Consider the following 20228-nt stretch of genomic DNA (forward strand, 5'->3'; position numbering starts at 1 on the left):
TTCATACCGGTCCTTCAGGCAGCATGCCGCGCAGACATACCGCCCGGATGATCGCCGCTACTCGTACAGATCCTGGTGCTTCAGGTGAATGGGCGGCATCTTCTCGGGGACCTGGGTGATGCATTCCGTATACTTCTGCTTGAGTTTTCCGTCTTCCCCGTATCGACGTTCCTCGTAGCATTTCTGAACGGTCACGGGAGCGCAGGAAGCCAGAAACAGGATACAAAACAGCAGGATCAAGCATCGTTTCATAAAGCCATTCCTCCTTTTGGATTCTTGTTCGCCATGCGTCGACAGGCCGCATGATTCCCCTACACTTGAAAACTTCACTGGCTGATGCTCAATGCCGGATCGAACTTGCCCGACACGGTCGGTGATTGGGCACTGACTGTTTCCCGCCGGACCTGCTCCGACAGATAGGGGATCAGTTCTCCCAGGGTGATATGGCCGTCCCGGTTGTAGTCCGCGTCACCGTTGAGGCCCTTGAGGAGACAATAGGTAAACACGCCGTGACCGCCGCCCCACTGCCGGCCTTCCTGAGAAAACTGCTTGTCGTCCGATGCGCTGATGACGGCGACGCCGTCACCGACCTTGGAGAGGGTCTGGATGCCGGAACTGATGGGATTGATGTTGACGCCCCTGCTCGCGCGCCTGGCGATGTCGAAGGACTGCCCGATGCCTCCGGAATGGCAGGCGTCCGCAATCACCACAACCTTTCTGGCCTTGATAAAGCGCTTCAGGGCCGTCTCGATGTCCCACATCGGGAATCCTGTCGTGGCCACGTCGTCGTACTGGCAATCATAGGGAAGGAGGAAAAGGTTCTGAGGGTGGTCGGGGGACTGGGGACTGCCGTGTCCTGCAAAATAGATCAGAACCGTATCTTCTTCGAGCGCCTGGCCCAGCCAGTTGAAGAGGGCGTTTCGGATGTTTCGCGCCGTCGCCTCCGAATCGAGGAATATCCTGACCTGGGACGGGGCGTATCGTCCCCCTTTCTGCGATATCAGCCAGTCGTGGAAGGCCTGTGCATCGGCGGCGGCGTAACGCAGGCCGGCGATCCGGGAGTCTTTGTAATTGGTGATGCCGATGATGACGGCCCATTTCTGTCCCTGAACGGTTCGCATACCCGCTTCTTCCCGGCTCCCGGCGGCCGGCGACACTTTCGCCTGCCCCTCACTCCCCTCCATGCCGGCATCCGTCCGGACGACCTCCACATCGACGAAACCGTCGTTGTCTACGGTGCATCCATAGCAGTCGTTTATCCGTAAATAGAGGGTTCCCTCCTCTTTCGGTCTGAAAAGATACTCATAGCCCACTCCGAAGGGCTCGCCATTCTCGCCGATCTTGCCGATCAGGGCGCCGGCGCTCCATTTCCGAACGACGTTATTGACGGGCGGGCAGGAAGAGCTGTGGGTCTCGACGCCGGAGGGGCTCGTCCATCCGCATAGAATGCCGGCATGCCATCGGCCTCGTGCGGAAATCTGATATGAAGCATTCTTCTGGATGATGACTCCTGAATTTCTCCATTCATTCGCCTGTGCATACACCCGCGACGACTTTTTCTGAACCTTCTGGTCGAGCCGGACCGGATCGACTTTCTCCGCGTACTTGAAGCCGGAACAGCCTGCCAGAAACATCAGGAGCACACAAAAGACCATCCGCCATTTCGAACCTGCAAGAAGATTCATAAACATTCCCCTGGGTGACATCATCAGAAAAACAAAAACCCCGTCCTCTTGCGAGAAACGGGGCTGTCGGGCCGATCCATAAAGCCTCCCTGGATGAAAAGAGAAAAAGACCTGTAGAGCGTTTGCATTCGTGAAGAAACGTTACGGCCAGACCCGGGAATTATGCAAGCTTTTTATAGGGGCCGGGGACAACGCGTCAGGCGCAACCCATTCTGCAGCGCGAAAGACAAGGCTTCCGGCATCGTCACACCTGACTCCCTCAAACGTCGATGACCGTCAGCTCCAGAGGCGTTTTGCAAAGCATCTCTCCGCCGTCCTTCGTGACCAGCACCGGGCACTCAAGCCTCATGCCGCACACGCCGGGGACGGTCATGGCCAGGAATGCCACTTCGACGACATTCTCCTCGAGAACGACATCGCGGAATTCATCGTTGTTGACGATGGCCGGATACCATTCATGGCCGAATACGCCGAGTCCGTGGCCGAAAGAGGGGATGGTGTACTGGGCGTAACCCAGTTCCGCCACCTGATCCATCACCGCCTTGCTGATATCGCCGACCTTGTTCCCCGCCTTGAAATTGCGGACGATCGTTTCCGCCGTTTTAAGATAGGCGTCGGCCAGCTTCCTTTGCTCCGCCGACGGCTTTCCCAGGATGAAATTGTGGGCAAGGTCCGAAGGGTACAGCTGATAAAGCGGGTGCAGATCGACGATGATGTTTTCACCCTTCTGCACCATTTTCTGGGTGGGCTGGGTCGTTCCGTTCATGGAATACGTCGCCCTGTATCCGGATGCAACCTCGGACGATCCGGTGATTGCCCAGTGGTATTCGCTGCCCAAGCGGCGCAGTTCCATTTCGCCGATGCCGGCGATTTCCGTTTCCGTCATGCCGATCTCCAGTGAATCCCCGACGCATTTGATTCCGGCGTCCGCCATGGCGGCTGCCTGGCGCATCAGCTTGATTTCGCCCGGTTCCTTGACATAGGAGGCCCGGTCCACGACGTGAATCGCGTTGACGAACGTCGCCTCCGGCAGCGCATTTTTCAGGAGTTCGTATTCCGTGGCAAACAGGTATCCCGTATTCCCGCGGGGGGAATGGCCGAGCTCCACGCCGATCCTTCCCTTTTCGGCGCCGTTCTGCCGGATGAAATGGATGACGAGGTCCATGAGATCCATGCCGGGCAGGGGGGCATAGGATGAGATGCTGCCCAGCCAGGACTCATTCTTCAGCCGCTCGCAGTCGAGCAGCATGGAAACCAGGCCGGCATTGCCGTCTTTCGACACGATCACGGCGCTTCTCCAGGGGACGAAAGCGCCGGACACGTAGCTCAGGCTTACCGTTCGCATGCCCACGAAAAGATCGAGATCGGACTTCTTCATCTCTTCCTGTATCTTCGTTATCCGCTTGGGATAGTCAATATAAGTGTTCATATCTCCTCCGCTATTATGAAGTCTGACAAGAAACTGCTGTCATCGGAGGGGAGTGTAGGCTGGTTGCGGCTGCAAGTCAAGGCGACCAATGAGTTGCATTCCCAGTAGTGGATTGTGCGATGGGTGCGGCCGGGTGGTGTTGACTGCCGTCTTTTTCAAGTGCTCACTGAATTTCAGCGGCAGCAAGGTCATGGCGGATGTGTGTGAGAGTAAAATCTCTCAAAGTGATCCGTCCACTGCTGACCGTTGGGACGATACGCAACCGAAAAAGAAAAGGGCTCAACCGTAAACGGCTAAGCCCTTGTTTTTCCCTGGAGCCGATGAGGAGATTCGAACTCCTGACCTGGCGATTACGAATCGCCTGCTCTACCAGCTGAGCTACATCGGCATGATGCGTCTGAGTGGCTGAAAACAGAGGACCGCTTTTACCCCAAGGATTGAGGCTTGTCAAGCCTTTCCCTTGACATTCGGAGGCGGTCTGGTATGCTCGCCGCATCTTTGCCGGAGGGAGGGCCATGAAGGATAAACTCGGGAAGCTCCTCACGATATCCCCCCTGACCATCACCATCGCCATTACCTTCGTGATCGTCGTCCTGTTCTTCGTGAACCCGCCCTTTCTCCACTTCATGGAACTGAAAACCCTGGACCTGCGCATGGTTTCCCGGGGGAAAGTGGCGCCTCTCGACGCGGTCGTCATCGCCACCGTGGACGAAAAGAGCCTGAGCGAACTGGGACGCTGGCCCTGGCCGCGGACGACCATGGCCGGCCTCGTGGACAAGCTGAAGAAGGACGGGGCCAGGGCGGTGGGCTTCGATATCGTGTTCGCCGAGCCCGACGAAAACTCGAGCCTCAAGGCGCTGGGCGCCCTGCAGAAGGAGCTGAGAGGAGCGGCGAGCCCCGCGGTCATGAAGATCCTGGAGCGCAAGCGGGCCGGTGCCGACACGGACTCCGCCCTGGCGCGGGCCATGGAAAAGGCGGAGAACGTATCCCTTGGATATTTCTTCCATCTCTCCAAGAAGGATGTAGCCCACATCACGGAGGACGAGGCGGAGGAGCGGTCTTCCCTCATCGCCAGTTCCCGCTACCAGATTGTGGAGGCGAGGCCCGGGGCCAAGCCGGACGACAATGCATTCATTCATGCATTCACGGCAGAGCCGAACCTCCCGGCCGTTTCGGAAGCCGGTCAGAACAGCGGTTATTTCAATGCGTTCCCCGATGCGGACGGCGTCATCCGATGGTCTCCCCTGGTCATCCGGATGGGCGACAACTTCTACCATCCCCTGTCGCTGGCCCTCCTGCAGCAGTATTTCGAATGGGAGCCTCTGATCCTGCAGCTCGCCGACTTCGGTGTGGAAGGAATCCGGATCGGCGACGTCCAGATCCCCACCGATGAGGCGGGGCGGATCCTGATCAACTATCTCGGTCCCGGGAAGACGTTTCCCCACTATGCGATCTCCGACATCCTGAATGGGAGGCTGGATCCCGATACGTTCAAGGACAAGATCGTCATCGTCGGAGCGACGGCCATTGGAATCTACGACCTTCGGGTGACCCCCTTCAGCTCCGTGTATCCCGGAGTGGAGATCCATGCCACCGTCATCGACAACATCCTGAGGAAGAACTTCCTCCAGCGCACCGCCTGGACGTCGCTGGTGGATTTCCTGAGCATCATCGGCCTCGGGCTCCTCATCGGGCTGGTGCTGCCCCGGTTCAACGCCGTCCGCGGCCTTCTTTTCAGCGCGGTGGTCCTGGCGGGCTTTATCGTCGTGAACACCCTGCTGTTCACCAGGATGAACGCCTGGCTGAACCTGATCTACCCGGTCCTGGTGATCCTGACCGTGTACGTGGGCGTCACCGTGTACCGCTACATCACCGAGGAGCGGGAAAAGCAGAAGATCCGCGGGGCGTTCCAGTATTACCTGACCGCCTCGGTCATCAACGAGATGCTCAAGGACCCCACCAAGCTCAAGCTCGGCGGGGACAAGAAGAACCTGACCGTCCTTTTCTCCGACATCCGAGGGTTCACCACCATCTCGGAGAAGCTCTCGCCGGAGGAGCTGGTCCACCTGCTCAATGAGTACCTCACCGCCATGACGGACCTGGTGTTCAAATACAACGGCCTCCTGGACAAGTACATGGGCGACGCCATCATGGCCGTCTGGGGCGCCCCCCTGGACCAGCCGGACCACGCCGAGCGGGCCTGCCGGACCGCACTGGAGATGCTCGACGAGCTCAAGAAGCTCCAGAACAGATGGGAGTCCGAAGGCCGTCCGCGGCTGGACATCGGCGTGGGTATCAATACGGGGGACATGGTCGTCGGCAACATGGGCTCCCAGATGCGCTTCGACTATACCGTCATGGGAGACAGCGTAAACCTCGGCTCCCGTCTCGAGGGGATCAACAAGGAATACGGAACCAACATCGTCGTCAGCGAGTTCACCTACGAGACCGTCAAGGACCGGTTCTTCTGCCGCGAGCTGGATTCCGTCCGGGTGAAGGGCAAGAAGCTCCCCGTCAGGATCTACGAGCTCCTCGGGGAGCAAAGAGACGCCGACCGCTGGGTGCGATGGAGCGGGGTCTTCGAAGAAGGGCTGGCCCGTTACAAGGAAGGGCGCTGGGACGAGGCGATCGCCCTGTTCCGCCAGGTCCTAAACATCAAGCACGGAGATCCGCCGTCGGAACTCTACATCTCCCGCTGTGAGTCCCTCAAGGAACACCCGCCGGAAGGCGAGTGGGACGGCGTCTTCACCATGACGAGAAAGTGAACGGCGCGGAGGAGAGACGACCGACCGCGCGGACTTTTCTTCCGGTTCTACCACCGGGGCGCTGCGTGGAGCCGTCCCGTCCCTCCCGTTGCCGAAGGAAGCGAAATATCCCTTAGCAGAGACACGGATCAGCACCGATCATGGAAGAGCAGAAATACAGAAGCTGGGTCGAAGTCGATCTCGACAGCTTCTCCCGGAACTGGGAGGAGTTGAAGCACCTTGTCGGCCCGGACGTCCGGATCATGCAGGTCGTCAAGGCCGATGCCTACGGCCACGGCGCCCTGGAACTCTCCAGCGTCGCCCTCCGGAACGGCGCCTGGGCCCTGGGAGTGGCCAATGCCGACGAGGGCGTCCAGCTTCGCGCCAGCGGCATCGACGCCCCGATCGTCATTCTAAGCCCGTCCCCGGATTCGGAGATCGGCCAGATCGTCAAGTACGGCCTCACGCCGTCGGTGTCCGATGCGTCCTTCGCCCGTGAGCTTCAGAAGAGCGCCCGGAAGGCGGGCGTCCACGTTTCCGTGCACATCGAGGTGGATACGGGCATGGGCCGCGGCGGAACGATCCACTACGAGGCCCTCGACCTGATCCGGGCGGTCCTGGACATGCCGAACCTGGACCTGGAGGGTATCTTCACCCACCTGTCCTCCAGCGAGATCCTGGTGGACTACAATAACCGCCAGTGGACCCATTTCCGAAACCTCCTGGAAAAGCTGGAGGAGGACGGGATCCGGATTCCCCTGAAGCACATGTCCAACAGCGGGGCCGTCCTGAACTTTCCCGAATACAACCTGGACCTGGTCCGGCCGGGCATCATGACCTACGGCATCTACCCGGGGCCCGACACGAGGGACAAGGCGGACCTCTCTCCCGTCATGAGCTTCAAGACGCGGATCGTCCTCCTCAAGGAATTTCCCGAGGGCTACAGCATCGGCTACAACCGGACCTTCATCACCTACCGGCCCACTCGCATCGCCACGATTCCCGTGGGCTACGGCGACGGGTACGGGATCCTGCTGTCGAACGCCGGCGAGGTCCTCATCCGCGGGCAGCGGGCCCCCATCGTCGGCCGCATCTCCATGGACATGTGCACCGTCGACGTGAGCCGCATTCACGACTGCGGGATCGGCGACGAGGTGGTTCTCATGGGACGGCAGGGCTCGGAATACATCTCCGCCAACGAGATCGCCGCCCGGACAAGCACGATCAGCTACGACGTCCTGTGCGCCCTGGGCAAGCGGGCCCCCCGGATCTTCGTCCAGAAGGGCCGGGCCGACGCGGTGGAGCCGCGCCTCCGGCGGATCTACATCCCCGGCGAGGAGAAGTCCGTCGCCCGCATCGACAGCATCATCCGCCACTGCTTCCAGACCCGGGCCCAGAGCGAGGAGATGGGGGACGCCATCTTCTCCGAGATGTTCGAGACCCTCTTCGGGAAGGAGGACCGGCAGCTGGAGCTGCGGGACCGCTTCCGTTACGACATCGAGATCTCCGAGGCTTCGCCGCAAAACGGCAGGCGCAGGCGGGGCGAATTCTTCCGGGTCCTGACCCGGGTGGAGTACACGAAGGCCCTCCGGGAGCCTGTCTTCATGATCGGCTGCGCCATGAACAACGAGCAGCTGGAGGCCCTCTTTGCGGAGAAGCGCTGCGAGTACCGGTGGCTCCTGAACCTGGGCGACGAGACGGTGACGGAGCGGGACTTCCGGATCGAGCGGGTCACGATCGACGGGGAGGACATCCCCATTCTCCGGTCCGAGAACACCGGGCGGGGCTACGAAGTCTGGTGCGGCGGCGACCTCCTGAAGAAGAAGCTCAACCGCCCGGTCCGCTTCGCCTTCGAGATCGCCACGAAGAAGTCCAAGGAAAACAACCTGTTTTCCGTGTACGTGGTCTACCCGACCCGGGGGTTGCAGATTTCCTTCAACTACGAGAAGGCCAACCTCCGCCGCGTCCGGGAAGTGAGTTATTTCGCCGGCAAGCACCCGTACCCGCGGGTCGCCCGGGAGCAGGGCCGATGCACCACGCTCACCATCGCCGACGACGAGTGGATCTTCCCCAACAGCGGCGTCACCTTCATCTGGGATTCCTGAAAGAAAGGGCCGGCCCCGGCAGGGGCGGCGAAACCGAAAGACACATGGACAAACTGAAAATCGGCATCATCATGGGAGGCCTTTCCTCGGAGAAGGAGGTCTCCCTCAACAGTGGACGGAACGTCCACGACAACCTCGACCCCGAGTTCTACGAAGGGGTTCCCCTGTTCATGGACGAACGGGGCCGCCTGTGGATCCTACCCTGGCAGCTCATCCCGCAGAACACCACCGTCGACATCGCCGAGCAGCTCGAGCGGCAGGCGCGCCCCGTCACTTATGAAGAACTCCGGAAAGAGATCGACTTCGCCTTCATCTCCCTCCACGGCAAATACGGCGACGACGGGTGCATCCAGGGGCTCCTGGAGCTGCTCGGGATCCCCTACACGGGGCCGGGCGTCCTGGCATCGGCCCTGGGCATGGACAAGCACATCCAGCAGATGATCCTCCGGGAGGCGGGCCTGGACGTTCCGCGGAGCCTGGCGGTCCGCCGGGCCGAGTGGGAGTCGGACCGGGAGGGAGTCATCCGGCGCGTCCGGGAGGCCCTTCCGTGGCCCTGCGTCACCAAGCCGACCCGGGAGGGATCCAGCATCGGTGTCACCATCGTCCGGGACGAGGCCTCCCTCGACGCGGGCATGATCGAAGCCCTGCGGTGGGACAACGCGGTCCTCATCGAGGAATTCCTGGAGGGTGTCGAGTTTTCCTCCATCGTCCTCGAGGAGGACGGCACGATCGAGCCCCTGGGGCTGACGGAAATCCACCCCCAGAGCGATTTCTACACCTACGACGACAAGTACATGCCGGGCCGCTGCCGCAAGTTCACGCCCCCCAAGACCATTCCCCCGGAGGCGATCAAGCGGATCCTGGAGGAGGTGCTCCGGGCCTTCCACGCCCTCGGCTTCCGGTCCTACGGCCGGATCGACGGCTTCTACACGACCGACGGCCGGATCCTCGTCACCGACCCCAATTCCTCCTCGGGCATGGCCCCCTCGTCCTTCTTCTTCGAGCAGGCTGCCAGCGCGGGGATGCTGCCCTCCATGATCATCTCGCGTCTCATCGAGAACGCCCGGAAGATCCACCGGGAGAAGCGGGGTCCCCTGTGAAAGGGGGCGCGCGGAGGATCCGGCCATGACCGTCCCCGGCCATCTTGCCGCCATGACGACGCGGATCTTCCTCGATGTCCGCCCCCGGGTCCACCACCACCTGCAGGCCTGGACGGCCCGGGCCGGGGCCATTCCGGACCCGGAGCTGCGCCGGCAGGCCCTCATGAGCATCGAAACGAAGTCGTTCCACTGCGAGGGGGGCGGCATCTACGCCCTCCTGGCGGGGGACGCCTTCGAGGAGGCCGTCCGGTTCATCGTGGCCTACCAGACAATCAGCGACTATCTCGACAACCTCTGCGACCGCAGCACCTCCCAGAGCCCGGAGGATTTCCGGGCCCTCCACGAGTCCATGCCGCAGGCCCTCGTTCCGGGGGCCGACCGGACCGACTGGTATCGCCTCCACGTGGAGCGGGACGACGGGGGATACCTGGCGGATCTCGTGGAGACGTGCCGGGACGTGCTCCGGCGGGTGCCGTCCTACGGGGCCGTGGCGCCGGGTCTCCTCCGGCTGGCAGGCCTGTATGGCGACCTCCAGGTCCACAAGCACGTCCGCCCGGAGGAGCGGCTCCCGCGCCTCGAGGCCTGGTTCGAGACGCACCGGAACGGGGTCCCGGAGCTGCGCTGGTACGAGTTCGCCGCCGCCACCGGCTCGACCCTGGGGATCTTCTGCCTCGTCTCGTCGGCCTTCCGGGACGGGTTTTCGGAGGCGGAGGCCGGACGGGTGGAAAAAGCCCTTTTCCCGTGGGTGCAGGCCCTGCACATCCTCCTGGATTACCTGGTGGACCAGGAGGAGGACCGCCAGGGAGGCGACTTGAACTTCTGCACCTATTATCCCGGCGAGGAGGATCTCCTGGAGCGCCTGTCCTGGCTCTTCGGCCGGGCGGAGGAAGCGGTCTGCGGGCTCCCCGAGGCCCCTTTCCACCGCATGATCATCCGGGGACTCCTGGGGATCTACCTGGCGGACCGCAAGGTGGACCGGCAGACAACGGTCCGGCGGATGGCCCGGAAACTGGTCGGGATGGGCGGACCGGCAGCGGTCTTCTTTTTCCTCCACTGCTGGGCGTACCGGCGCTTCCGGGAACGGTGAGGAGGGGGCCGCCGTGATCCGCTACGTCGCCAAAAGGCTCCTCTTCATGATCCCGCTCCTCCTGGGGATCACCGTCATCTGCTTCACCGTGATGCACCTGGCCCCGGGATCTCCCACGGACATGGAGACCCAGATGAACCCCCGGGCCTCCGCCGAGGCGAAGGCCCGCCTGATGGCCCTCTACGACCTGGACAAGCCCCTTCACGTCCAGTACTGGCTGTGGCTCAAGAAGATCGCCGTCCTGGACCTGGGGACGTCCTTTTCCCAGGACCGCCGGCCCGTGGACCGGAAAATCCTCGAGCGCCTGCCCATCACGATCCTCCTGAACCTGCTGTCCATGGGCCTGATCCTGGCCGTGGCCATCCCCCTCGGGGTTCTCTCGGCGGTCCGCCAGGATTCCTGGTTCGACCGCCTCGCCGGGGTCTTCGTCTTCGTCGGGTTCGCCGTGCCTACCTTCTGGCTGGCCCTGCTCCTGATGATCCTCTTCGGCGTCGAGCTGGGGTGGCTCCCCATCTCGGGGATCCGCTCCCTGAACCATGAATACCTGCCCCCCGGCGCGGCCTTCTGGGACCTCCTGAAGCATCTGATCCTGCCGGTGGGGCTGTCGGCCTTCGGGGGGCTGGCGGGGCTCTCCCGCTACATGCGGTCCAACATGCTGGAGGTGATCCGCCAGGACTACATCCTGACGGCCCGGGCGAAGGGACTCCGGGAGCGGACGGTGATCTACAGGCACGCCCTCCGGAACGCCCTGCTCCCGGTCATCACGATCCTGGGTCTGTCGGTGCCGGGCCTGATCGGCGGCAGCGTCATCTTCGAGACCATCTTTGCAATCCCCGGCATGGGGCAGCTCTTCTACATGTCGGTCATGGCCCGGGATTACCCCGTCGTGATGGGAATTCTCCTCATCGGGGCGGTCCTGACCCTCCTGGGGAACCTCCTGGCGGATGTGTCCTATGCCGTGGCGGATCCCCGGATCCGGGTCTCGTGAGGAGGGGCGGCATGGCGGGGGACTTCTGGCAGCGCTTCCGGAAAAACAGGCTGGCCGTGGCAGGGCTTGCGGTGGTGGTCCTTCTTTTTGTCGTGTCGTTCCTGGCCCCCTGGATCTCGCCCTACGACGCGGGGGCCATCGACCTCAAGAGCATCCTCCAGCCCCCGTCGGCCAAGCACCTCTTCGGCACGGATCCTCTCGGACGGGACGTCCTGAGCCGCATGATCTGGGGCGCGGGGATCTCGCTGAAGGTTGGTTTTGTCGCCACGGGGATCGCCATCGTCATCGGGACGCTCCTCGGGGCGGCGGCGGGGTACTACGGGCGGTGGGTCGATGCGCTGATCATGCGCTTCGTCGACATCATGCTGTGCTTCCCAACGTTCTTCCTGATCCTGGCGGTCATCGCCTTCCTGGAGCCGTCCATCTGGAACATCATGATCATCATCGGCGCCACCGGCTGGATGGGGATCACCCGGCTCGTCCGGGCGGACTTCATCTCCCTGAAGGAGCGGGACTTCGTCCAGGCGGCCCGGGCCATCGGGGCCTCGGACCTGCGAATCATCTTCCGCCACCTGCTGCCGAACGCCATGGCCTCCATCCTCGTGGCGGCCACGCTGGGGGTGGCCGGGGCGATCCTGACCGAATCGGCCCTCAGCTTCCTGGGGATCGGCGTCCAGCCGCCCACGCCGAGCTGGGGAAACATGCTCACCGCCGGGAAGGACAACATCGACATTGCCTGGTGGCTGTCCCTCTATCCGGGGCTGGCCATCCTGGTGACGGTCCTGGGGTACAACCTGCTGGGGGAGGGGATCCGGGACGCCCTGGACCCGAGGCTCAGGCGGTGAGCCGCCAAGCCCTGTGCGGGCGAAACAGAGGAGCCGATCGCAGCAAAGAAGAAGGCCGGTCCGGGTCAAACCCGGCCGGCCTTCTTTTGTTCGTCCGATTTCCGAATAAAACCGGAACCGTGGGACCCTGAACGGTCAGGGCATCTCCCAGTCGCTGTCGGGTGACGCGAAGTCCTTCAGTTGGTCCCGCCGCTTCTTGTGCTGGAGCTTCTTGAGGGCCTTCGCCTCGATCTGGCGGATCCGCTCCCGGGTGACGCCCATCATCTCCCCGACTTCTTCCAGGGTAAAGGGCCCGTAATTGCAGGCGACCCAGGTGCAGTTGAGAAAGTTCTCGTTCGAAAGCCGCCATTCACAGGTCATCTCGATGCAAGGCTCTGAAATCAGATGTCCTTTCTTTTTGCACCGATACATGTTTTTCACGGGAGGATTCTCCTTGGTTGGAAAGTTTGCCTAAACTAAGCACACCGCCGGGGTTTGTCAACCGGGAAAAGACGGGTTTGTTGCGGTCGTTCCGGCATAACCGGCGATAATCCCGAAGAGAATTCAAAACACGGAAGAAGAGGGTTCAGCGCGGAACCCGCCCGGTCCGACGCCAAAGGCGCTCCCGGCGGTGGAGAAAGGCTGCCGCCTCCGCATCCGTGCCGGAGCCGCAGGAGAGCCAGTGCTCCACCACGGCGAGGGCCGCCGGGGCGTCTTTTTCGTTGTGTTCCAGGTCCTTGGCCAGCTCTTCCGCGGCGAAGGCGTCGCCGGGGTTCTCCCGGAGCATCTCCCGCCACAGACGGGCGGCCTCGTTCCGCCGCCGGGCCTGCTTGCAGAGGAGCGACAACTGCACCCGGGCCTCCCGGGAGTGAAGGCCCGTCCCATCGCCTGCCAGCCGCCCCAGGATTTCCTCCGCCCCTGCCCGTTCGCCCCGGTCGGCCAGGAGGCGCGCCGCCGACAGGAGGTCCCGCGGGTCGGCCGCGGGGGGCGGCTCCGGCAGGACCAGCTCCGACAGGTGAGCCGCCAGGGCCGCCAGCGAGATGATGTCCAGCCGGTTGTGCCGGAAGATGTCGCCCAGCAGCCGGCCGTCCCGCGTCCGGAGCCAGCGGAAGTAGCGCTCCGGGATCTCGCTCCCCGGGAGGTCGTCTTCCCGGAGGAGTCCCAGCAGGGCCGCCTCCAGGGTCCCGAGCCGGCAATTCTCCAGGCGCCGTCCCACGAGGCGGCGGCTCGGGTGGAGCAGGTCCAGGTGGGGAAAGCCTTCCAGGGGGTTCGGGAGGCGGTTCATGACGAACCGGGCCGCCAGGAGGTTGATGTCGAAGGCCTTGCCGTTGAAGGTGACGAGGGCCTTCCGCGACGCCGCCAGCTCCGTCAGGTGGGCCAGGGCGGCCCGCTCCTCCGCGTAGTCCCGGAGGAAGAGCTGCCGAAGGACGAAACGGGTCCCCTCGAACCAGCCCAGTCCGATCAGGAAGGCCACCGTGCCTGTCCCCCCGGCGAGTCCCGTCGTCTCCGTGTCGAGGAACAGCAGGTCCCCGATGTCGAGTGCCGCCAGGTCCCGCACGTTGCCCAAGAGGGCCGCCCGGGCCATGTCGAGGCCCGAAAGGTCCGCCACGCGTCGGTGGCCGTGGCACGCCCCGCCGCCGACGTCCTCGCGGACGACAAAGAAGGAGCCGTGGGGCGTCTCGATCTCTTCCCCGGAGACGATCTCGCCGAGGGCTGGGAACCGGTCCGCCCGGACCGGGGGCTGTTCCCGGCGCCGGCCCATGATCTCCTCGATCCGTCGCCTCAGCTCGGAGAGCTCGGGCTTCTCATGCCTCGGGGGGGCGGGTGTTTCGCCGGTGAGGCGCTGGAGACGGTTGCGGACGCTCATGTCTGTTCCAGAAGGCGATTCAGGACCGCCAGGGCCACCTCCTTGGCGCGGTTGCCCACCTCGAGGGTGGGTCCCACGCAGGAGGGGCAGCCGTGGAGGCAGGGGCACGAGGAAAGGAGGGTCTGCGCCGATCCCAGGAGCCTTCGGTGCTCCGCGTAGAGGAGGTCCGAGAACCCGATGCCGCCGGGATAGGCGTCGAAGAGGAAGACCGTCGGATCGAAGGCGTCTTCCCGGGCGGGCTCCGCCTCGTCGGCCCCCGGCGGGGAGGACGTGATCACGCGGCCGCTCCCGGTGTGCCGGACGAACCACTCGCCGCTCTTGTCGCCGATGCAGCGGTCGATGTCGTGGAGGTCCGCCATCAGGAGCATCGCCGCCAAGTGGTGGAGACCGTAGGCCAGCCCCGTCAGGCCGTCGATGATCTCCTCCCGCGTGTAGGGCAGGGCATCCAGGAGGTCCCGGGGGATGGTGAACCAGTAGCCCGTGGTGTGCATGTCCCGCTCGGGCAGGTGGACGTCCCCGAATCCCAGATTCTCCGACGTATAAAATTTGATCTTCTTGTAGCCCACCACTTTCCGGACGACTTGGACCTCCCCGTGCTCGACGATGGCGCTTCCCTCGCGCTTCTCGACGAACCGGTCGATGACCCGGACGTTGGTGTACGTCATGGCGTCGGTGAAATAGTCCACGTCCACCTTCCGCACGTAGGCCTTCTTGCCCGGCAGGTCGAGGCGGTCCACCTGGTAGGGCTGGGACTCGACCATGTAGATGGCCCCCTCGTGAAGAGCCGTGAAGGCCCCGTCCCAGTCCACCTCGGCAATGATCCGCGGGTTTCCCTGCTCGCTCGCGTCGACGACCACCACGTTCTCCGGGTTGATGCTCCGGAGGCTCACCTCGTCGGCGGGATAGCTCTCGGCGGACCAGTGCCACCGCTCTCCCGCCTGGTGGAGGACTCCCTTCTCCGCCAGGTAGTCCAGGAGCTCCTCGATGTTCTCCCGGCCGAAGCGCTCCCCCCGCTCGAAGGGCAGCTCGAAGGCGGCGCTCTTCAGATGGTGAAGGAGAATCAGGAGGTTGTCCGGGTTGATGCGGCAATGCTCCGGGGAGCGGGAAAAGAAGTATTCCGGGTGCTCGGCGATGAACTGGTCCATGGGCGCGCTCCGGGCGATCAGGACCGCCAGGCTCCGCCCGGCCCGCCGTCCGGCCCGTCCCGCCTGCTGCCAGGTGCTGGCGACGGAGCCGGGGTAGCCCGCCATGATGCAGGCCTCGAGATCCCCGATGTCGATGCCCAGCTCCAGCGCGTTGGTGCTGACGACGCCCATGACCTCCCGGTTGCGGAGCCCCGCCTCGATCTGCCGCCGCAGGTTCGGCAGGTAACCCCCGCGGTAGCCCGTGACGAAGGTGTCCGGCAGGGGCTTTCCCTTCTTGAACCGGTCCTTCAGGTAGCGGGTGAGGACCTCGACGTTGAGGCGGCTGGTGGTGAAGACGATCGTCTGGATCCGCTCCTCCACGAGGCTGCCCGCCAGCTGCCGGGCCGGCGTGAGGGCCGACTGGCGGATGCCCAGCTCTCGGTTCACGATGGGCGGGTTGTACAGGATGAAGGTCTTGGCGGCGGCGGGGGCGCCGCTCTCGTCGAGGAGGGCCACCGGCCGCTCGAGGACCGCCTCGGCGTGCTCCCGCGGGTTGGCCACCGTGGCGGAGCAGAAGATGAACACCGGATCCGCGCCGTAGAACCGGCAGATCCGGACGAGGCGGCGGATCACGTTGGCCAGGTGGGAGCCGAAGACCCCCCGGTAGACGTGCAGCTCGTCGATCACGACGAACCGGAGGTTCATGAAGAGCTTCTGCCACTTCGTGTGGTGCGGCAGGATGCCCGCGTGGAGCATGTCGGGATTCGTCACGACCACGTGGCCCTGGCGGCGGATGGCCTGCCGGGCGTCGTCGGGGGTGTCCCCGTCGTAGGTGAAGGTGCGGATGTCCTCCCGGAGGTCCGTGATGAGGCCGTGAACCTCGTGCATCTGGTCCTGGGCGAGGGCCTTCGTGGGAAACATGTAGAGGGCCCGGGTCTCCGGCTCCTCGAGAATCCGCTGGAGGACCGGCAGGTTGTAGCAGAGGGTCTTGCCGCTCGCCGTGGGGGTCACCAGGACGATGTCTTTCCCCTGGCGGACCAGGTCAACCGCCTGGCCCTGGTGGCTCCAGAGGCGGCGCATGCCCCGGGCCTCCAGGACGGACCGGAGGCGGGGGTGGACCCAGCCGGGGTAGTCGACGTAGCGGGCCTCCCGGGCGGGGATCCGCTTCAGGGCCGAGACGTTCTCCATGAAGCGCCGGTTCTTTTCCAGGTGCGACAGCCATTCTTCCAGGGTGAGTCTGCTCATGTTTTTGCCTGCACAGGGGGATGGATTCCAATCATTCGGCGGCCACCGCTTTCCCGGGGCGCGGGGGCTGTCACGGGGGATGCCGCCGTTGCGGAAACTTTTCCATCCTCTCCCTTTTGAATTCGGGACGCCGTGAAAGTGGAAAAGTTTTCTGATTGCTCCTCTGGAAACCCCCGGCCGCGCCCCCGCGGTTGGGTGGTTCTGCAGAGGCGCGAATGACTCCGCGGCCTGGGAACGAGGATATATATGAAGTCCATTCCCATTTCCGGGTTCAAGCCTGTCCCCTTTTACGGCATTTGGAGACGGATTTCAAACCTGTCCCCTTTTTTCCTGATCGGGTGCCCGGCCGGACTCTCGCTTCTTCCAGCGGGGACGCGGGGAGGATACCACATCGGGCCGCTCCGGCAAGGCAATATTGACCGCTTGTTCCTTCGGGACGATCGGCCGGGCGGAATTGCCCGGCGTTGACATTTGGGCCGCCTGTGTTAGAGTTGCCCCGTTTTCATCCCGTCCATCCAGGAGATCCTCATGAAAATCGACCTGAAAAAAGAAAGTCTGGAACGTTTCGTCACACCCGCCGCGGCTGTGTTCCTGTTCGAGGGTGAGGAACCCTCCGGGTCCGCGGCCCTCCTCGACAGGGCATCCGGGGGGCTCGTCACGGAACTGCTGAAAGCCGGCGATTTCAAGGGCAAGCTCTACGCAACGGCGCTTCTCTACACCGGGAAGGCCCTGCCGGCCCGGCGGCTGATCCTGGTCGGCCTCGGGAAGAGAAAAGAGGTTACCCTCGATCGCATTCGCGGAGCCTTTGCCGCGGCCGCCCGGGAGGCCCGGCGGCTGGACGTGAAGGACTTTGCCGCCTCCATGGACGTCGGCCTGCCGGAGGAAATGCCGGAGCGAATCGCCGCGGCGGCGGTCGAGGGAGTTCTCCTGGGCCTGTATCGCTACCTGCCCTACAAGACCGTCGACCGGGAGGAGTTCCGGGAACTCAAGTCCTTCACGATCGTGGAGGCCGACGGAGCGCGGGGAAAGGCCGTGAGGAAAGCGGCGGCCGAGGCGGAGGCTGTTTCCCGGGCCGTCTGCTTCGTACGGGACCTCGTCTCCGCGCCGGGGAACGAGATGACCCCCGACCGGATGGCAAAGGAAGCGAAGAAAATGGCCGCCGGCCGCAAGCTCGCGGTGAAGGTCTTCGGCGAGCCGGACCTGCGGAAGCTGGGCATGAACGCCCTCCTGGGGGTCGCCCGGGGCAGCAACGAACCGCCCCGGCTGATCGCCGTCGAGCACCGGGGAGGGAAGCGGGGGGCAGCCCCGGTGGTCCTGGTGGGCAAGGGCATCACCTTCGACAGCGGCGGCATCTCCCTCAAGCCCGCGGAAAACATGGGCGAGATGAAGGACGACATGGCCGGCGGGGCCGCCGTCCTCGGGGTGCTGCAGGCCGCGGCGGACATCGGCCTGCCCCTGAACGTGGTCGGCCTGGTACCGGCCGTGGAGAACCTGCCCGACGGCAAGGCCTACAGGCCCGGCGACGTGCTCACCACGTTTTCGGGCCAGACCGTGGAAATCATGAGCACCGACGCAGAGGGGCGGCTGATCCTGGCGGACGCCCTCGCCTACGCCAGGAAGCACTACCGCCCGACGGCGCTCATCGACATGGCGACCCTGACGGGGGCCTGCGTCGTCGCCCTGGGGGATCTCGGTACGGGCCTCTTCGGAACGGATGCGGACCTGAACGCCCGGATCCGGGCCGCCGCGGCGGCGACGGGCGAACTGGTCTGGGAGATGCCCCTCTGGGACGACTACGTCGAACTCATCAAGAGCGACGTGGCAGACTGGAAGAACACCGGCGGGCGCAGCGGCGGGGCCATCACGGCGGCCCTTTTCCTGAAGCAGTTCGCCGGCGAGGGACCCTGGGCGCACCTGGATATCGCCGGGGCCGCGTGGCTGAAGAAGGACCGGCCCTGGACGCCCAAGGGAGCCTCCGGAATCGGCGTCCGCCTCCTGGTGGAGGTCCTGAAGCAGTGGAGCGCGCCCACGTGAACGCCGCCGGGGATCCTATCCTGAAGATCGAAGGGCTCACGACCCATTTCGAAACGGCCCGGGGGACCGTCCGGGCGGTGGACGGCGTCGATCTGTCCGTCCGCGCCGGGGACACCGTGGGCATCGTCGGCGAGTCGGGATGCGGCAAGACCGTCCTGGCCCTTTCCATCCTGCGCCTCGTGCCGCCGCCGGGGCGGATCACAGCGGGCCGCATCGTCTTCGGGGGCCGCGATCTCCTGGCCCTCCCGGAGGATGAGATGCGGCGCATCCGGGGCCGGGAGATCTCCATGATCTTCCAGGAGCCCATGACCTCCCTCAACCCCGTCTTTCGCGTGGGCGACCAGGTGGCGGAGGTCCTGGAGATCCACGAGGGACTGCCGCGGAGGAGCGCCCTGGAGCGGGTCGTGGAGGTGTTCCGCCTGGTCGGCATACCGTCTCCGGAGAGCCGGATTCGCGACTATCCGCACCAGCTCAGCGGGGGACTCCGCCAGCGGGTGATGATCGCCATGGCCCTGTGCCTGAAGCCGCGGCTGATGCTGGCCGACGAGCCCACGACGGCCCTGGACGTGACGATCCAGGCCCAGATCCTGGACCTCATCGGGCGCCTCAAAGAGGAGACGGGCACGTCGGTGCTGCTGGTCACCCACGACCTGGGGGTCGTCGCGGAGGCGGCCCAGTTCGTGGCGGTCATGTATGCCGGGATCGTGGTGGAATACGGCCCCGCGGGGGACGTCTTCGCTTCTCCGCGCCACCCCTACACGGTGGGCCTCCTCGCCTCAGTCCCGCGGGGGCGGGGCGGGGACGGGGGGCGACTTCCCGCCATCGCCGGCACGGTTCCTTCTCTCGACGAACTGCCGGCGGGGTGCCGCTTCTCCGGCCGCTGTCCCGACGTCATGGAGATCTGCCGGCGGGAGGAGCCCGCCGTTACGGAACCGGCGCCGGATCGCCGGGTGCGCTGCTGGAAATTCTCATGAGCGGAGGAGCTGCGGATCCGATGGAACAGGGGAGGGCGCCGGAGGCGCTGGTGGACATCCGGGAACTCCGAAAGGGGTATCCCGTGCGGGGCGGATTCCCGGGACGGCACGGCACGGTCCGGGCGGTGGACGGCGTGTCCCTCCGGATCCGGCGGGGGGAGACCCTGGGGCTGGTCGGGGAATCGGGCTGCGGCAAGTCCACCCTGGGACGGCTCCTTCTCCGTCTGGAAGAGCCTACAGCGGGTCGGATCCTCTTCGAGGGGGAGGACATCTCCTCCCTGGGCGGCGCGTCCCTGCATGCCTATCGACGCCGCGTCCAGATCATCTTCCAGGATCCCTATTCGTCCCTCAATCCCCGCATGTCCGCCGGCGCCATCATCGGCGAGCCCCTGGCGGTTCACGGCACCCCGGCGGCGGAGATTCCCGGGGAGGTGGAGCGCCTGGCGGAGACGGTGGGGCTTTCCCGGGAGCAGACGACCCGCTATCCCCATGAGTTCAGCGGCGGGCAGCGGCAGCGGATCGGCATCGCCCGGGCGCTGGCCCTCCGGCCCGACCTCGTCGTGGCGGACGAGCCCGTCTCGGCCCTGGACGTGTCCATCCAGGCGCAGATCCTGAATCTCCTCAAAGACCTGCAGGAGCGGATGGGCCTGACGTATCTCTTCATCACGCACGATTTCGGGGTCGTGCGGTTCATGAGCGACCGCATCGCCGTCATGTACCTGGGGAGGATCGTCGAACTGGTCGAGAACGCCGACCTGGACCGCCATCCCCTGCATCCCTACACGGAGGCCCTGCTTTCGGCCGTGCCCGCGACGGACACGGCAAGCCGCCGGACGCGGATCGTCCTGCCGGGGGATCCCCCCAGCGCCGTCGATCCGCCACCGGGCTGCGTGTTTCATCCCCGCTGCCCAAGGCGGATGGAGGTGTGCAGACGGGATGTGCCTGCCCTGGCTGACCGGGAAAACGGCCATCCCACGGCCTGTCATCTTTACGCAACAGTGGACGGGGAACCGTCCCTCTGA

At 64.6% G+C, this 20228-nt stretch carries 15 protein-coding genes and 1 tRNA gene; 9 read left to right on the plus strand and 7 right to left on the minus strand.

What is annotated here, in order from left to right:
- Positions 1 to 57 precede the first annotated feature (57 nt).
- From HPY65_07170 to HPY65_07185, 4 genes are all read right to left on the minus strand, one after another.
- Complete coding sequence (locus tag HPY65_07170) at positions 58 to 252, minus strand: hypothetical protein (protein ID NPU84254.1); 195 nt, start codon at positions 250 to 252, stop codon at positions 58 to 60.
- 74 nt (positions 253 to 326) lie between these two features.
- Positions 327 to 1685, minus strand: a complete 1359-nt coding sequence (locus HPY65_07175) for a caspase family protein (GenBank protein NPU84255.1) — start codon at positions 1683 to 1685, stop codon at positions 327 to 329.
- Between the two features lie 259 nt (positions 1686 to 1944).
- Complete coding sequence (locus tag HPY65_07180) at positions 1945 to 3114, minus strand: aminopeptidase P family protein (GenBank protein ID NPU84256.1); 1170 nt, start codon at positions 3112 to 3114, stop codon at positions 1945 to 1947.
- A gap of 312 nt (positions 3115 to 3426) precedes the next feature.
- Positions 3427 to 3502: transfer RNA gene (locus HPY65_07185), tRNA-Thr, on the minus strand.
- A 127-nt stretch (positions 3503 to 3629) separates the two neighbouring features.
- On the opposite strand from HPY65_07185, the gene HPY65_07190 reads away from it, so the two are divergent.
- The 6 genes from HPY65_07190 to HPY65_07215 all read left to right on the plus strand — a co-directional run bounded on the left by HPY65_07190 (position 3630) and on the right by HPY65_07215 (position 11983).
- Entirely contained in the window at positions 3630 to 5879 is a 2250-nt protein-coding gene (locus tag HPY65_07190; protein NPU84257.1) for an adenylate/guanylate cyclase domain-containing protein, read from the plus strand.
- A gap of 140 nt (positions 5880 to 6019) precedes the next feature.
- Positions 6020 to 7963 carry an alanine racemase gene (gene alr, locus HPY65_07195; GenBank protein ID NPU84258.1) on the plus strand — a complete coding sequence of 648 codons (1944 nt, stop codon included), beginning with the start codon at positions 6020 to 6022 and terminating at the stop codon, positions 7961 to 7963.
- A 44-nt stretch (positions 7964 to 8007) separates the two neighbouring features.
- Positions 8008 to 9063, plus strand: a complete 1056-nt coding sequence (locus tag HPY65_07200; GenBank protein ID NPU84259.1) for a D-alanine--D-alanine ligase — start codon at positions 8008 to 8010, stop codon at positions 9061 to 9063.
- A 25-nt stretch (positions 9064 to 9088) separates the two neighbouring features.
- The gene (locus tag HPY65_07205; protein NPU84260.1) at positions 9089 to 10150 is read left to right on the plus strand and encodes a tetraprenyl-beta-curcumene synthase family protein; all 1062 of its coding nucleotides are present in this window, start codon (positions 9089 to 9091) and stop codon (positions 10148 to 10150) included.
- Positions 10151 to 10163: 13 nt separating this feature from the next.
- Positions 10164 to 11138, plus strand: coding sequence for an ABC transporter permease (locus tag HPY65_07210; protein ID NPU84261.1), 975 nt, complete (start codon positions 10164 to 10166; stop codon positions 11136 to 11138).
- A gap of 11 nt (positions 11139 to 11149) precedes the next feature.
- The gene (locus HPY65_07215; protein ID NPU84262.1) at positions 11150 to 11983 is read left to right on the plus strand and encodes an ABC transporter permease; all 834 of its coding nucleotides are present in this window, start codon (positions 11150 to 11152) and stop codon (positions 11981 to 11983) included.
- 135 nt (positions 11984 to 12118) lie between these two features.
- On the opposite strand, the gene HPY65_07220 is transcribed toward HPY65_07215, so the two are convergent.
- The 3 genes from HPY65_07220 to HPY65_07230 all read right to left on the minus strand — a co-directional run bounded on the left by HPY65_07220 (position 12119) and on the right by HPY65_07230 (position 16198).
- Positions 12119 to 12394, minus strand: coding sequence for a hypothetical protein (locus HPY65_07220; protein ID NPU84263.1), 276 nt, complete (start codon positions 12392 to 12394; stop codon positions 12119 to 12121).
- A gap of 154 nt (positions 12395 to 12548) precedes the next feature.
- Positions 12549 to 13829, minus strand: a complete 1281-nt coding sequence (locus tag HPY65_07225) for a hypothetical protein (protein ID NPU84264.1) — start codon at positions 13827 to 13829, stop codon at positions 12549 to 12551.
- Positions 13826 to 16198 (minus strand): DEAD/DEAH box helicase, encoded by a 2373-nt coding sequence (locus tag HPY65_07230; protein ID NPU84265.1) that lies wholly within the window; start codon positions 16196 to 16198, stop codon positions 13826 to 13828. Before HPY65_07230 ends, HPY65_07225 begins: the two co-directional genes overlap by 4 nt.
- A gap of 528 nt (positions 16199 to 16726) precedes the next feature.
- Here HPY65_07230 and HPY65_07235 point away from each other — a divergent pair.
- From HPY65_07235 to HPY65_07245, 3 genes are read left to right on the plus strand one after another with little or no spacing between them, the layout of a single operon-like run.
- Positions 16727 to 18232 carry a leucyl aminopeptidase gene (locus HPY65_07235; protein NPU84266.1) on the plus strand — a complete coding sequence of 502 codons (1506 nt, stop codon included), beginning with the start codon at positions 16727 to 16729 and terminating at the stop codon, positions 18230 to 18232.
- On the plus strand, positions 18229 to 19206 hold the full coding sequence (locus HPY65_07240) for an ABC transporter ATP-binding protein (protein NPU84267.1): 978 nt from the start codon (positions 18229 to 18231) through the stop codon (positions 19204 to 19206). Before HPY65_07235 ends, HPY65_07240 begins: the two co-directional genes overlap by 4 nt.
- A gap of 20 nt (positions 19207 to 19226) precedes the next feature.
- A complete protein-coding gene (locus tag HPY65_07245; protein NPU84268.1) occupies positions 19227 to 20228 on the plus strand; it encodes an ATP-binding cassette domain-containing protein in 1002 nt (333 codons plus the stop codon).

It is taken from the genome of Syntrophaceae bacterium (assembly GCA_013177825.1).
Taxonomy (GTDB): Bacteria; Desulfobacterota; Syntrophia; order Syntrophales; family PHBD01; genus PHBD01.